A 14,703-nucleotide genomic window follows, 5' to 3' on the forward strand; every position below is an offset into this window, starting at 1 on the left:
GTACTGAAAACACCACATAAGTGCCAGAAACTCTGTAACCTCTGTGTCAGCATGATATAATCTGCGCCCTGTAGACTGCTCTATAACTGCTAGCTGGTAACAGCTAGGGCAACGAACTAAGTCGTACATGACATAATAAGAACCAGGCTTGCACACCGAGGAGTTAACCATGCTGCGCCGCACTAAAATTGTGACTACATTAGGTCCTGCAACTGATGACCCTGCTACTCTTGAAGCATTAATTAAAGCAGGCGCCAACGTTGTGCGCCTTAACTTCTCGCACGGTAAGCCAGAAGACCACGAAAAGCGCGCCACCATGGTGCGCGATATCTGCAAACGACTTGGAACTCATGTCGCTATCCTTGGCGATTTGCAAGGTCCTAAGATTCGCATCGCTAAATTTGTCCATGACTCAGTGACGCTGGACGAAGGTGACGGTTTTATTCTTGACGCTGAACTGGCCAGAGATGCCGGTACCGGCCACAGTGTGGGCATCGATTACAAAGAACTGCCTGAAGACGTCAACGCCGGCGATATTCTGTTACTTGATGATGGTCGCGTGCGCTTGCAGGTCGACCGCGTTGAGGGTGCTCAAGTGCATACCACAGTTACCATTGGCGGAAAACTTTCCAATAATAAAGGCATTAATCGTCTCGGTGGCGGCTTGTCAGCGGCGGCCCTGACCGAGAAAGATTATGAAGACATTAAGTTAGCGGCAAAAATTGGAGTCGATTACCTTGCAGTTTCTTTTCCACGCTCCGGGGAAGACATGCACGAAGCTCGTCGCTTACTGCGTGCTGCTAATGGCAGCGGTATGCTGTGCGCCAAAATCGAACGTGCTGAAGCGGTTGCCACCGATGCTGCCCTGGACGATATTATCCGGGCCTCTGAAGCCGTCATGGTTGCCCGCGGCGACTTAGGGGTTGAGATCGGTGATGCACAACTGGTCGGTAAGCAGAAACGCATCATAGAGCGTGCCCGCCAGCTCAATAAAGTGGTGATTACTGCCACCCAAATGATGGAGTCCATGATTGAAAACCCGATGCCGACCCGGGCCGAGGTGATGGACGTTGCCAATGCGGTACTTGATGGTACTGATGCGGTCATGCTCTCTGCGGAAACAGCGGCAGGTAAATTTCCGGTCGCCACCGTAAAAGCTATGGCTGAAATATGCCTGGGTGCAGAAACCCACCCTTCAGCTCGCATCGATAACAGTGAACTGGAAGAGACCTTTACCAATATTCAGGAAGCAACGGCGATTACCTCAATGTACGCGGCGACGCACTTAACCGGCGTAAAAGCGATCATCGCGCTTACTGAGTCAGGTTCTACTGCGAAGTTGATGTCGCGGATTCATACTATCCTGCCGATCTTCTCGTTGTCGCGGCACCAGGATAGCCGCAATCGCTGCGCGCTGTATCGCGGCGTGTATCCAGTCGCTTTTGACTCGACCAAGAGCAAAGCAGAAGATTTAACCGCTGATGCTATTAATGAAATTAAAGCGCGTGGTCATCTCAATGCTGGCGATCTGGTGGTACTGACCCACGGTGATGTCATGGAAACCGTCGGCTCGACCAATACCTGTAAAATTATCGAAGTTAAGTAGCAAAGTTGTTGATCAGGCTATCGACGGTCTCGCGGTAGCCTGCTAATTTGTTGCGGAGGTGGCGTTTTTGACCGTCGCTAAGCGTGCTGTAAAGGTCCACCATAAGCTGCATGGTCAGAGCCCGGTTGAACTCAGTGGCCGCTATCAAGGCGTCACTGCGATAAGCTTCGGGGCGCGTTATCAGCAAACTGATACCATCGGCAAAACCTTCTGCCTCAGGTGCGCGAACGGTCGCGGCAAAGGCGTCAAGCCAATCCTCCTGATACACCAGCCATAACTCATCGTTGCTAACACGCTCTTCTAGCCAGCGGCGGAGCAACGTACGTTGCTCTGACTGCAACGGGCCTAACCATTCTTTTGCCCGATCCAGCGTCCGCTCCAGTCGTTCCCGATAACGCTCCCGCTCGTTGAGATCCGCCGCTTCTTCGCGTTCCTCTTCGATTCGCTCACGCAAGTTACTGATCAGCTGCTCGCGCTGGGCCTCTGAAAGCTGCGGAAGGTAGGTTAAAGCATAAGGTTCCAGCTGATTTCGGATGGCCTGCCAGAAGCTGAATAATTGTTCGCTATACGCCACAATCTTAACCGCGTCGACAGTGTCCTGGTCAAGATCCTGTATCAGCTGCTCAAGCACATTACGATAGGCCGGTAATTGTGTTCGGGCATGCCACATATGGAGTTCGTCAATACTGCGCTCGACGTTATCCTCGAGCGGCCCGGAGAGCTCCACATACTTGGCAAGTTGCCACTCAACAAAGGTGTCCGCGAAGCGGTAGCCAAACTGGGTAGAACAGCCACTAAGACTAATAAGAAAGGTAAACAGAACCAGGCGGCTTACGAAACGTTTTGCTATCACTGTAAGTAAGCTCCTGTAGGACAGACCCTTTAGGTCGTTAAAATAAGTCGTTTAATACGCTCTTTATAGCTGCGGCTGACTTTGAGTTCTTTGCCGTTTTTCAAAACAATATGGTACTCACCATTTTGCCGGCTGCAGAGCTTTTCAATTTGTTCCAGGTTTACAATTGCTGAGCGGTGGATACGCTGAAAGCGATTTGGATTGAGTTCGTCTTCCAGCTCTTTCATGGTGCGCCGCAGAATATGGGTCTCATTACCTGCATGGATACACATGTAATCACCCGCAGCATCCACCCATTCGATGGAATTGATCGCCACACGAGTAATCTCACCGCTCTCTTTAATGGCAATATGTTCCGGGTAACGCACATTGCCCAGATCCTGATTATCAGCCAGCTTTCTCAGGATGGCCTCGCAATCTTCGCCGGTAGCATCGGCCAGTAAATTAAGCATACGTTGCTGTTGCTGTTCGCGTTCACGTTCAGCCAGATTTTTTTCAACACGAGTGAGGGTCTGCGCTAACCGGTCGTGGTCGACAGGCTTCAATAAGTAGTCGATGGCACGAACTTCGAAGGCTTTAATCGCATACTGGTCGTAAGCCGTCACAAAAACCACCACCGGCAAGCTGGCGCCTTTGGCTTTCACTTCACGCAACAATTCAAAACCATTCATGCCTGGCATCTGGATGTCCAGGAAAACTAAATCGGGTTTCAGTTCAAGGATCTTTTCCAGTGCCTGTCGGGCATTCTGGCATTCATCCAGCAGCTCAACCTGAGGAAATTCTTGTAAACGCACAGTAAGACCGCGGCGTGCAAGCGATTCATCATCTACGATAAGTGTACGAATTTTGCTAGTCATTAAGCGTCAACCTGTTCGAAAGGAATGCGAATTTCCACACGCATACCACTGGGCTCGTTAGCTGATAATGTAAAGGAGTAACGCTTACCATACAAGGCCTGCAAACGATCACGGGTGTTCGCAAGACCAACGCCCCCTTTATTCACAAGATCTTCAGCGGGTTGCCTTACTCCCGGGCCGTTGTCGGCAATCACCACCACCAGGTCATCTATTTCACGCTCTGCGTGAACGATGATTTCGCCACCCTCTTCCATTTTGGCAATCGCGTATTTGATCGAATTCTCAATCAAAGGCTGCAGGAACAGGCTTGGCACCAATGCTTTGCCAACCGTGTCATCGATCTCTATGGTGACTTTCAAACGCTCATCAAAACGTACCTTTTCAATATCGAGGTACAACATCAAGGCTTCGATTTCTCGCGACAACGGAATTTTTTTAATAGGTTCGTTATCCAGCGAAAAACGCAAAAAGGAGCTGAGCTTGGTCATCATACGATTGGCCAGCTCGTTTTCTTTAATCAGAATCAGCGTGGAGATAGCATTTAACGTATTAAACAGAAAATGCGGATTCAACTGGTAACGCAACATCTTTAACTGCGCCTGATGCGCCATAGACGTTGCCATCAGTGCTTTTTGTTTCTCATCTTGCAGCATCTGATAATATTTAATACCAAAATAGAGCCCGCTCCAGCTCAACATGATGTAAAACTTGGCTGTGGTATTTTTAAAGTAAAACCAATTACTCTCTGGCCTGAAGCCGAACTTATAAATTTCCCAGTAAGTGGTGTTATCAATCACTGCCCAAATACTTGCGCTAAGGTACGCGGCGCCAAGTACCACGATAATCAGCATCCAGGGTTTAATGTCCCAGATACGGCGATACAGGTAACGCAACGGTACGGTCAGCAGAAACCCCGCATAAGCGCCCAGAATGATGATGATGGCGTAGATGTCGCGCATTTCGTGCATCAATGAGCCAATGTAATGGACCAGTGCATAGCCCGACCAACCGGCTGCCTGTAGCACCCAGAAGAAACGGTTACGATCATCTAATAAAGCTTTCCAGCGTCCCATCATAAAACAGCATTCACTAAAGTCTGTGGTTGACTAGCGATTATACCTAGAGTTTGCCGCGCTGTCGGTTCATTTATCGCAGACAACCCACTGTATAGCGTGTCTGTACCGTGCTAACATTTCTTTCATTCGCAATGAACTTCGTGAGGCCGCCGTGTTGCACTATGAAATTACTCCGCTTGATCCCAATGGACATCAATTCGCAGTTTCTTTGCGGGTTACACCGAAACGCCACGAAGCGCTAGAACTTAAACTCCCTGCCTGGATCCCCGGCAGTTACATGATCCGCGACTTTGCGCGCAACATTCTTGACCTGCGCGCCGAGGCCAATGGTCAGCGCATCCCGGTTACTGCTATTGATAAGCAGACCTGGCGCCTGGCACCGACCGAGAGCACCGTGCTGATCCAGTATCAGGTGTACGCGTTTGATTTGTCTGTGCGCAGCGCATATCTGGATCAATTCTTTGGCTTTTTTAATAACAGCAGCTTATGCCTTGCCGTTGACGGACACACGGACGAAACCGTTGAACTTTCATTGCAGTTACCGGCTGAACTTAAGCATTGGCGTGTGGCTACCGGAATGCCGCGACGCAGTGGAGATAACTTTGGTGCAGGTGGTTTTTACGCGGAAAATTATGAAGCCTTAATTGACTACCCGTTTCTGTTAGGTGAGCTTGGCATCCATGAATTTATTGCTGGCGGGAAAAAGCATGCGTTTGTGACTGCTGGTCGTAATTTCGCGGATTATGAGCGCATCTGTAGCGATTTAGCGAGAATATGCGAGCATCAAGTCAATCTTTTTGAGAAGCAGGTCCCCTTCGATAACTACCTGTTCCTGACCATGGTCGTCGGTAAAGGTTTTGGCGGTCTTGAGCACCGTAACTCCACGGCACTGCTGTGCAGCCGCAAAGATTTGGTGAGCAAGGGAGTACGGCAAAACATCGACACTGATTATCGCACGTTTTTAAGTCTCTGCAGCCATGAATATTTCCACAGTTGGAACATTAAAACCCTCAAACCACGGGACTTTATTCCTTACCAGCTGAATGCTGAGCAATACACCCGTCAGCTGTGGTTCTACGAGGGGATCACCTCCTATTTTGATGACTACGTATTGCAGCAAGCAGGTTTAATTGATGCCGCGACGTATCTGAATCTGCTGGGTGATACTCTGGCGCGGGTCCACCGGGGAGTTGGGGTTGATCGCCATACTGTCGGCGACTCAAGTTTACAGGCCTGGAACCGTTTCTATAAGCAGGATGAAAACGCGCCCAACGCCGTGGTGAGCTATTACGCCAAAGGCGCATTGATTGCTCTCTGTCTCGATTTGATGCTGCGTATCGAGACCAATGGTGAGGTGACCCTGGGCCAGGTAATGGCGAAATTCTGGCGGCACTTTGGTGCAGAGCAGAAAGGGACTACAGACACCAGTTTTGCCGAGTTTGTCACGACTGAGTATAACGTCCATCTTGGTGCTTTTATTGAGCGTGCCGTAGAATCAACGGAAGCCTTGCCTGTTCAGCAGTTGCTAAAAGAGTTTGGCATCGAGGTTCAGCGTCGGCCACCACAGGATGATACCGGTTTTGGCGGTAAACCTGCTGCCGCTCCGCTACCGGTAGCTTTAGGGGCGAAATTTAAGGCCTCCAGCGCTGGTCTGGAGTTGCAGGTGGTATTTGCTGAGGAAGCGGCTCATGATGCCGGCTTAAGTGCGCAAGATCGGATTATTGCCATTGACCATTTACAGGTTACCGATGGCACGATGCGCGAAGTCTTTGAGCGCTATCAGCCGGGTGACGTGGTGACCGTGCATGCGTTTCGCCGGGATGAGTTGCTGACCCTAGAGCTCATCTGGCAAGCACCAAAGCTCAACAATTACATTCTGAGTGTCGCGGATCGCGAGCGTGCCCAAGGCTGGTTAGCCCTGGACCGCAAGCCTGAAGCCTAGAAGTGTTCCAGCACTAAGGCCGGATCAAGCCGGACGTTGCGCCAGTTCACGCGCCAGTCCAGATGCGGCCCGGTGGCACGGCCGGTGGCGCCAATGGCACCGATAACAGTGCCCTGCTCGACTTCATCGCCGACCTGAACCTTAACTTCACTGAGATGGATATAGGTGGTGGTCAGCCCCTGGCCGTGGTCAACGATAATGGTTCCACCGGAATAAAATAAATCCTCATCGGCAAAAACCACTTTGCCGGACCAGACCACTTTCACCGGCGTCCCCGTGGGCGCAGCAACATCTAAGCCATAATGAGGGTTGCGTGGTTCGCCATTAAAAATGCGCTGGCTGCCATAAACCCCACTGATACGGCCCTGAGCAGGTTCAATGATGGGCTGCAGGAAATCCTGGCGGGTGCTGAACGTCTGGCGCGCTTGCCATACGGCTGCGGCTTCTTTGCGCGCTCGCGCAACTTGCTCAGGATCAGGGGTTACTGTACGTTGTGGTACGCCCTCCACCCGGTCGATGACATAGCTACGGGGTTCAAGCTCGATCTGCTGGGTGACTTGCCGGCCGTCAGCTAAAGTCAGAGTCAATTCCTGGATACCCTCGCTGTCGCGTTCAAAACCGAACACCACGATGCCGTTATCAGAGACTGCCAGTGCTTCGCCGTTTAATGCAACCTGATAAGAGGGATCCGTTTTAGCAATCATCAGCGCGCCCGCCGTCCGTGCTCCGGTCAGTTCCAGCAAAGGTTGAGTTTCATTCGCCTGACTGGTTGCACTACTTGCAGCGACGCATCCAAAAACCATCAACAGCAAGCCAAAACTTAGCTTACGCATAACCAATCGCACCTTTTCCGACGCCTTCGTAGGCCTTCACGGTAACTTCCTGCGGCTTGGGCAATTCTTGCCGAATGGCTTGCGCCAGGTAATCGGCAATACACTCCACTGTTGAGTCATTATCAATAATGTAATTTTCAGCTTTAGGAACCAACAATTCGAAACGGCCCTGATCCGCATCATAACCGTAGCCAACATGGGACGAATCAGTGCACGCCTGGGCCCGTTCAGAGCGCTGTAAGGCATCAGTGGTACAGACGTCTTCCGTGGAGCCGAGATAAATATCACGCCAGCGCTCAGCCCAGCGTAACTCAATATCCGTGGCACGTTCGCCATCAAGCTCGACCTTGATACGGGAACGATGACCATGGGCAATACGCTGACAGTTGCCATCATGCTTTTTCAGGCCATGGGTGTAGTGGTAATAGGCGCCATCAATCTGCTCGGCCCGGAGGGTGACTTCCAAGCCTTCAACATTGCCCGGCAATTGGCGTTTAATCACTGCACGCAGATAGGAATTGACGGTCGCCATGGTGACCCGTTCAGCATCAATAAAGGCAAATGCGTCAGCGGGACAAAACAGGTGGATCGAAGCATTATCCGGGCGCATGAAATCAACCCAATAACAGCTATCGTCAGCATCGTGCGTAACCGCGGTGTAGAGGTGATTCGCCGGCACTGCCAGTTTGTGGTCGACGGCATCATCAATAATACGTTTAATTTGTTTTTTGACACGGCCGAAATCGAGCACCATCGACTGCTCGTTCAAGCTACCATCAAGCACAATATCCACGATCCAACTCTCCCCAACGATTCCACGCTCGGGACATAGATATGAAAAATCAATAACGGTCAGATCGTTTACAAATAACTGCATAGACATCTCTGTTAAAAGCGAACCCTTCTCTGCGCCAATGATAGCATCATCAGCCGTTTACGAGAACTTGAATTACGGCAAACCAGTCCACAATAAGCTTCCCGCATAATAACAACAACAAGGCGCCCATCGTCCTGTCCAGCCAGTGTCCGTAATGCCAGATACGCTGATAAAACGCCGGTACGGTAAGTAAGGTCGCCAGCAAGGTAAACCAGAGCCCGGTCGCGACTGCCATATAAAGACCGTAGCCGACTTTGACCGCCGTTGGTGTTGCCGGACTGATAACAGCGGTAAACAGCGCCATAAAAAACAGTGTCGCCTTCACATTCAAACCGTTGGTGATAAAGCCGATCCGAAACGCTTTGCGTCGCGAAATAGTGCCCGCCGCCGCTGCGGCATCAGGCTCACTGTTACGCGGTTGCGCGCGAATCGCTTGCCAGCCAATCCAGCCTAAATACAGTGCTCCGAGCAATAGTAAGGTGGCATAAACCCATTGGTAACGGTGGATGATCAAGGTCACTCCCAATAAAGAGTACGCGATGTGCACCAGGATCCCGACGCCAATACCAACGGCCACCCAACGACCAATGCGACGCCCGTACGCCAAACTGTAGCGGGCGGTCACCGCGAAATCCGGACCCGGCGAGGCAACGGCCAAAAAATGCAAAATGGCTATTTCGATAAATTCGCGTAAATACATTGCTTAGGAGCTCTTTAGTGTTTAAATTTATGCAATACAAATTAACTTAACAGCAAATCAAGTTCGGTTAAAAAGGATGCCGCCGGTGAGCTTAAAAGATTATTCATTAAATGCCCTTCGAGTCTTCGCGGTCGCTGCAAATGCGCCGTCTTTCAAGCATGCTGCGCAGCAACTGGAGCTTTCGCAATCCGCGATAACGCGGCACATCCAGACACTGGAGCAGCAACTCGGAACGCCCCTGTTTCACCGTGATAACCGCGTCCATGCACTGACCCCCGCGGGTGAATTACTGGCGCCGTCTTTGCTCAGTCTGTTCCAGCAGCTTGAGCAAACCGTTGAACAAGCCCGCACCTGCGGCGACGAGGAGCTCACCACCCTGCGGGTGCTGATACCGGACACCTTTTTACGCTGGTGGCTGGCACCGCGGCTGGCAGACTTTAACGCCATCTATCCGCATATTCGGGTTCAGGTCGATACCTATGCCGAAGACGAGCATGATCTACAACTGCCCAGAACCAGTCAGGCGCTGCAACACGGCCGGATTGATGTGGCTGTGCTTAGCGGTAAACTTAAGGACCGCAGTTTACAGCAAGAACTCCTGTATCAGCCAACCTTTAGTGCGATTCAGTCACCTGCTGATGGCAGCGCAACCCCTGCAAGCTGGTACATCAATCCTTCGAGTGAGGCCTGGCAACTGTTCTGCAAGCAACACAAATCACTGAGCCAGGCTTATCCTTTACATGCAGTTGCAAAAGCCAGTATTGGTCTGGACTTACTCAGCAGCTTTCCAGGTTTTAGCCTGATCAATACTCTCTACGCCCAGCACCCTCAGTTTGCCAAGTGGTCGGTGCAAGCCGATGCTGCAGTCAGTGCGAAAACCGGTGTCTTTACCTGCTTAAAAGCACGTGAACGCCACCCTGTGGCTGTGGTTGCTTTTAGCAAGTGGTTAAGCAATCGCGTGCAGCAAAGCATTGCCTCAATCCACCAGACGTCGGGCGTTTAACCAGGCAACTATCAGGATGCTACTAAACATCAGCATAATGGCTGTTGGCGACCAACCGCTGTCTATCAGGGTGCCCATTAAAAAAGGTGCCAGCGCGGTGGCAAAAACCATCATGGCATGCACCAGGGCCCGCACAGTGGCCAGGTAGCGGGTGCCATACAGCTCGGCCCACAACGTTCCTGACAACGCGGAGTTAATACCGGCACTGACACCTGCCAAGCCAAGAAAGGCCCACCAGGACCAGACGCCGAAATTCGCCGCCAGCAGTAAAGTTCCCAAAATAACCGGTACAATATTTAAACCGATAAAGCGACGCGAGCCAAGCCGATCGATCCAGTCACCCGCAAACACAGAAACCGTTACCCGACTGAGTGAAAACAACATGATCGCACCTGCTGTCGCCGCAACCGACCAGCTTTGCTGTCCGGCCAGCCAGAGCTGATTCAGCAGTAATGCAGTGACCACAAAAGGTAGCCCTAGCAATGCCGGTAACACTACCCAGAATCTTCGCTGGCGCAGCAGATCACGTTGCCTTAGGCCAATCTGCAGCGCTTCCTCACTGTGATCCACGACAGGCGCAGCAATTTCTTTTGGCTTATGCGCCTGCAACCAGAGCATTAGCGGTAAGCCACAAATAAGCAGCAAAGCGAACAGCCACCAGGTCTGTTGCCAGCCCGTAACCGCCAGCAAGCTGACAATCAGCAGCGGCAAAACCAGCTCCCCTAAAGGAAAACCCATTCCTGCAAAAGCGACAGCTTTACCCCGTTGCTCGGTAAAGTAACGACCCATGCTGGTCATGGCAATGTGACCCATAAAGCCTTGCCCAAACAAACGCAAGCCCGCAAGCCCCAGAAACAATGTGAGCAGGTGGATGGGCCAGGTGATGAGCAACGCCGAGAGCGCAATGCCGATGAAGGTAAATGTCGTGAAATGCGCCAGGCTGACGGTATCCAGCTGCTTACCGATACGCATCAGCAGCAGCCCGCCGAAAAAGGTTGCACCGGCATAAATGGCGCCATACTCACCGTGACTCAGATCATTCGCACTGCGAAACGCATCGGTAAAAAGCCCCAACAGAAAGGTTTGCCCAAAGCTTGAAAAAAAAGTCGCCAGAAAACCAAACAGCAAGAACCGCGGATGACTCTGCAATAACCGAAAGTACTGTTTAAACATGAGCGAAGACGTTACCTCGGCGCTTGCGGCGGGTAGCGCTCAGCCAGACTGACACTGTCCCCGGTATGCGTGACAATACGGCCATGGCGACGGTTTAACTGACGTGGATCAGAGACACCGCAGGAGTGGGCAATGATATTCACCCCGTATTCAAGGTATTTGTGATAGTTCGCTACCCGTACTGACTTTTCTTCCGGGTCGAGACCTTTTTGCAGCTTCTTATCGTGGGTCGTGACCCCGGTTGGACAGGTGTTTTTATTACACTGCATCGCTTGAATGCAACCTATCGAGAACATAAAACCGCGGGCCGAAACCACAAAGTCTGCGCCTATAGCGATGGCCCAGGCAACATCGGCAGGTGATATCATCTTGCCAGAGGCAACCACCCGAATCCGTTCTTTCAGGCCGGCCGCGATTAATTTATCAACCAGCAACGGCAGGCTTTCGGACAACTTCAAACCGACATAATCCATCAGCGGCTGTGGGGCCGCGCCGGTGCCGCCATCGGCACTGTCGAGCGTGATAAAATCTGGTGCTGATTCGATCCCCCGCCGTTGAATGGTCTGAATCAATTCGTCAATCCAACTGGGGTCGCCCATCACAAATTTAATGCCAACCGGCTTGCCGGTGATGCCCCGGATTTTATCGAGCATATCGAGCAAGTCATCATCGGTTTTTATTTCCGGATGACGATTCGGGCTGATCGAGTCTTTACCTTCAGGAATGCCTCGAATTTCGGCAATTTCTTTGTTCACCTTAAGCGCTGGCAGAATGCCGCCCTTACCCGGTTTCGCGCCCTGGCTGAGCTTTAGCTCGAACATTTTAATCAGTTTATGCTCACCGAGTTCCTTTAAACGTAATTCATTCAGTGTGCCATCCTGATTACGCACACCGTACTTCGCTGTTCCAATCTGGAACACAATATCGCACTCGCCTTCCAGATGATAAGGGCTGAGACCACCCTCGCCGGTGTTCATCCAGCATCCGGCTAATTTCGCCCCTTTAGACAGCGCCCGCACGGCCACGGGTGATAAAGAACCGTAGCTCATCCCGGAGATATGGAAATACGAAACAGGTTCATAAGGATGCTCACAGTTGGGTCCAATTCTTACCGGTTGCGGCTGGGTTTTCTCCTCCGTCTGGCGAGGATAAGGTGAGTTGGCAAAAATGATGGTACCGCTTTTGGTTAAATCTCGGGTTGAGCCGAAGGCAAGGGTTCGGTCAGCATTCTTCGCTGCACGGTAAACCCAACTGCGTTGCGCCCGGTTAAACGGCATCTCTTCGCGGTCCATGGCAAAAAAGTACTGCCGGAAAAACTCACCAAGATTCTCGAAAATATAACGGAAGCGGCCCACCACAGGAAAATTGCGTCGTATCGTATGTTTGGTTTGGGTCTTATCCACCACATACATCACCGCAATGGAAATCAGGCCGATGATGAGCAGCAATACAAACAAGCCCAGCAGCCACTGTGCGACAATTAACAGAGTTCCACTATTCATCCATGCATTTTCGGTCATCACGCTACCTCGGCATCTGCTTTACTGCTCTTAATGTACAGGGCTGCTGGCTTTCCAACAAGTCTAACTATCGGTAATTTCAGGGTGTTTCAAAGCACTAAAAACCTCAGCAAAGGTCGTCGCCCGCGGATAAAGACGAACGGATTCGCCTGTGCGTTCCAGTATTTTTAAGGCCGCCACTAAGCCTATCACCCGGTCCTGCTCGGTAACGATGACAAAATCACGACTCGCCGCTTGCATGGTCGCGGCTATATCGCCGATTCGGGCGCGCTCGATCTGAGCCATGGTCAGGGTTGGCATGCGTTGCAGGGGTTGCATCAGAAAACGCGCTTCGAGCTGCCCCCAGGGCAATTGTAATAAGTTAGAGAGTGCCCCACTTTGGCGACTATGCAGGTCACGCGCCAGTAACACACCGATCACCGCATCATCATTGTCGATAACGCAGGCATAGCGAGCTGAGGAGCTGGCAAAAGCTTCTTCCACGTCGGGTAGTCGAAGCGAGCCTTTCATCACTAACGGTCGACTGATAGTAAAGTTCTCCAGCACCGACAGCGCCGGCGCGTGCCAGTCGAGTTTGTCATTTTTTACAGCTGCAGCATCAGCTAAACGCAGCACAGCAGGTGTGGTCTGCCACACCATAGAATGGAATTCGGACATGATAAGCCCCTTAATAAAGTGAAAACAAAAAGATGAATCAGGTTTTATTAAGCGGTGTAAGGAGGTGCACGTGGTTGCGGGACGAGGTGGCTGGCAACTGTGAAAAGGTCAGCAAGACGGTGTGTTTGCTCGCTTGGCAATACAGGGGTAACTGCTGCCGGTACGGTAACGCAAGTGTCGTCATCACTGTCGGTTTCATCGGAAACGACGGGTAATGCAGCAAGGGAAAGATTTGTGGTTGTTTGATAGCCACGATCATCGCCGGCTGCGCCAACTACAGTAAAGGTATCGCCAATACTGACCAGCGTAAACAGGACTAACAGACGAATGAACACGGTAGCTTCAGACTCGAAATGTTTCAGATGACTAAACTATGGAGCTGAGCGAGCGGCAAATCAAGCAGACTGAAGAAATAAAATGAGACAGACTTAAAAAATGCGGCGTATTTCGGTGATTCCGCACAGCAATTTCGGAGTTATCCGTTACGGATCTGCGCTTGGTTCATGCCATTGCAGTTGGTAAGGGTCAAACTGCTCTTTTAGGCTCGGTTTGACAATTGCAAAATACGGCGAGATGTCGAAATCCCCTGGCACATATTGGCTGTGATGGCGTTTAATTAACTTTTGGCGCAGGACTTCCGGCAAGATCGGATAATGAATCGATTGAAACGCTTGGGCAATTAGCGAGGAACAAATGGCTTTGGTTGGATCGCCACTACCAAAGGTCAACAAGCTACGGCGCCATTCGACTGGCACAGGAGGAGTTCGAATTAAATAGCGGGCTAAATCCAGAATGTGCCCTGTATCATACTGATGACCAAGCCTACTCTTTGCAAATTCAACTGCTTTCTTCATATCCTCAGGTCGTATGCCTATCGGCCGACAGATTCGGGTATGCACGGATTGATAAAAAGACAGCGGCACCAGTCGTACACCTTCAATCACATCTGCTTCTAAAAGCATCACCCCTTCGTCATTGTTCTTCGCTACACATAAAGTCGCATGTGACCAAGTGGACTGAGTGAGGTATTTAATTGCAGTGGCGATACGACTATTACCATCGACCAGCAATACGTCGCCAACCTCAATGGCTTGTTCCAGGACGTTAAAAGCGGATGTCGGAGGATTAGGAAGTCCGCTACTGGGCTGCTGCAAATACTTCGCTATCTTTTTACCGAACCACGCCAATACGCCCATTGATTATCACCTTACATTAACCACATGGGTGAATAGTAACGACTATGTAAGTGCGTGTACATGAGTGAATTCAAAGGGGAATTAAACTGCGTTAAGGAGGTGGTGCCCGGGGCCGGACTTGAACCGGCACGCTGTTACCAGCGAGGGATTTTAAATCCCTTGTGTCTACCAATTTCACCACCCGGGCATACAGAGGTACTACCTGAGGTTATTCGATGGAGGCGGGACCCGGAGTCGAACCGAGATCCACGGATTTGCAATCCGCTGCATAGCCATTCTGCCATCCCGCCATCGAATTTGGAGCGGGAAACGAGATTCGAACTCGCGACCCCAACCTTGGCAAGGTTGTGCTCTACCAGCTGAGCTATTCCCGCATCCAGTGCCGACGCATTCTACTGCCTATTTCGGCA

At 51.2% G+C, this 14,703-nt stretch carries 14 protein-coding genes and 3 tRNA genes; 3 read left to right on the forward strand and 14 right to left on the reverse strand.

Annotated elements, in window-relative coordinates:
* Nucleotides 1–169: 169 nt before the first annotated feature.
* A complete protein-coding gene (gene pyk / locus J6J28_RS05470) occupies nucleotides 170–1,606 on the forward strand; it encodes a pyruvate kinase (RefSeq protein WP_301720317.1) in 1,437 nt (478 codons plus the stop codon).
* On the opposite strand, the gene J6J28_RS05475 is transcribed toward pyk, so the two are convergent.
* From J6J28_RS05475 to J6J28_RS05485, 3 genes are read right to left on the reverse strand one after another with little or no spacing between them, the layout of a single operon-like run.
* Nucleotides 1,599–2,459, reverse strand: a complete 861-nt coding sequence (locus tag J6J28_RS05475; RefSeq protein ID WP_301720318.1) for a DUF6279 family lipoprotein — start codon at nucleotides 2,457–2,459, stop codon at nucleotides 1,599–1,601. The two genes, pyk and J6J28_RS05475, sit on opposite strands and share 8 nt — an antisense overlap.
* A 29-nt stretch (nucleotides 2,460–2,488) precedes the next feature.
* Nucleotides 2,489–3,316, reverse strand: coding sequence for a LytR/AlgR family response regulator transcription factor (locus J6J28_RS05480; protein ID WP_301720319.1), 828 nt, complete (start codon nucleotides 3,314–3,316; stop codon nucleotides 2,489–2,491).
* On the reverse strand, nucleotides 3,316–4,392 hold the full coding sequence (locus J6J28_RS05485; RefSeq protein WP_301720320.1) for a sensor histidine kinase: 1,077 nt from the start codon (nucleotides 4,390–4,392) through the stop codon (nucleotides 3,316–3,318). The genes J6J28_RS05480 and J6J28_RS05485 overlap by 1 nt, the downstream gene beginning before the upstream one ends.
* 151 nt (nucleotides 4,393–4,543) lie before the next feature.
* On the opposite strand from J6J28_RS05485, the gene J6J28_RS05490 reads away from it, so the two are divergent.
* Nucleotides 4,544–6,334 (forward strand): M61 family metallopeptidase, encoded by a 1,791-nt coding sequence (locus J6J28_RS05490; protein ID WP_301720321.1) that lies wholly within the window; start codon nucleotides 4,544–4,546, stop codon nucleotides 6,332–6,334.
* Here the strand turns inward: J6J28_RS05490 and J6J28_RS05495 are convergent.
* Genes J6J28_RS05495 through J6J28_RS05505 form a run of 3 tightly spaced genes read right to left on the reverse strand, consistent with a single transcriptional unit; the run spans nucleotide 6,331 to nucleotide 8,744 of the window.
* Nucleotides 6,331–7,167: a M23 family metallopeptidase gene (locus J6J28_RS05495; RefSeq protein WP_301720322.1), complete on the reverse strand. Its 837-nt coding sequence runs from the start codon at nucleotides 7,165–7,167 to the stop codon at nucleotides 6,331–6,333. The two genes, J6J28_RS05490 and J6J28_RS05495, sit on opposite strands and share 4 nt — an antisense overlap.
* Nucleotides 7,160–8,044: a 6-carboxytetrahydropterin synthase gene (locus J6J28_RS05500; RefSeq protein WP_301720323.1), complete on the reverse strand. Its 885-nt coding sequence runs from the start codon at nucleotides 8,042–8,044 to the stop codon at nucleotides 7,160–7,162. The genes J6J28_RS05495 and J6J28_RS05500 overlap by 8 nt, the downstream gene beginning before the upstream one ends.
* Nucleotides 8,045–8,093: 49 nt before the next feature.
* Nucleotides 8,094–8,744: a LysE family translocator gene (locus tag J6J28_RS05505; protein WP_301720324.1), complete on the reverse strand. Its 651-nt coding sequence runs from the start codon at nucleotides 8,742–8,744 to the stop codon at nucleotides 8,094–8,096.
* Between the two features lie 85 nt (nucleotides 8,745–8,829).
* Here J6J28_RS05505 and J6J28_RS05510 point away from each other — a divergent pair, with 85 nt between their 5' ends.
* Nucleotides 8,830–9,747 (forward strand): LysR family transcriptional regulator, encoded by a 918-nt coding sequence (locus J6J28_RS05510; protein ID WP_301720325.1) that lies wholly within the window; start codon nucleotides 8,830–8,832, stop codon nucleotides 9,745–9,747.
* On the opposite strand, the gene J6J28_RS05515 is transcribed toward J6J28_RS05510, so the two are convergent.
* The 8 genes from J6J28_RS05515 to J6J28_RS05550 form a co-directional block, all read right to left on the reverse strand.
* Complete coding sequence (locus J6J28_RS05515) at nucleotides 9,721–10,920, reverse strand: MFS transporter (RefSeq protein WP_301720326.1); 1,200 nt, start codon at nucleotides 10,918–10,920, stop codon at nucleotides 9,721–9,723. The two genes, J6J28_RS05510 and J6J28_RS05515, sit on opposite strands and share 27 nt — an antisense overlap.
* A gap of 11 nt (nucleotides 10,921–10,931) precedes the next feature.
* A complete protein-coding gene (locus J6J28_RS05520; protein ID WP_301720808.1) occupies nucleotides 10,932–12,422 on the reverse strand; it encodes an FMN-binding glutamate synthase family protein in 1,491 nt (496 codons plus the stop codon).
* Nucleotides 12,423–12,503: 81 nt separating this feature from the next.
* Nucleotides 12,504–13,097, reverse strand: coding sequence for a CBS domain-containing protein (locus J6J28_RS05525; RefSeq protein ID WP_301720327.1), 594 nt, complete (start codon nucleotides 13,095–13,097; stop codon nucleotides 12,504–12,506).
* Between the two features lie 47 nt (nucleotides 13,098–13,144).
* Nucleotides 13,145–13,432, reverse strand: coding sequence for a hypothetical protein (locus J6J28_RS05530; protein ID WP_301720328.1), 288 nt, complete (start codon nucleotides 13,430–13,432; stop codon nucleotides 13,145–13,147).
* A gap of 147 nt (nucleotides 13,433–13,579) precedes the next feature.
* A complete protein-coding gene (locus tag J6J28_RS05535) occupies nucleotides 13,580–14,293 on the reverse strand; it encodes a YiiX/YebB-like N1pC/P60 family cysteine hydrolase (RefSeq protein WP_301720329.1) in 714 nt (237 codons plus the stop codon).
* Between the two features lie 100 nt (nucleotides 14,294–14,393).
* Nucleotides 14,394–14,480: transfer RNA gene (locus J6J28_RS05540), tRNA-Leu, on the reverse strand.
* A gap of 29 nt (nucleotides 14,481–14,509) precedes the next feature.
* A tRNA-Cys gene (locus tag J6J28_RS05545) sits at nucleotides 14,510–14,583 on the reverse strand.
* Nucleotides 14,584–14,591: 8 nt separating this feature from the next.
* Nucleotides 14,592–14,667 (reverse strand) — tRNA-Gly (locus tag J6J28_RS05550).
* Between the last annotated feature and the right edge of the window lie 36 nt (nucleotides 14,668–14,703).

This window comes from Pseudidiomarina terrestris (genome assembly GCF_030466375.1).
Classification (GTDB): domain Bacteria; phylum Pseudomonadota; class Gammaproteobacteria; order Enterobacterales; family Alteromonadaceae; genus Pseudidiomarina; species Pseudidiomarina terrestris.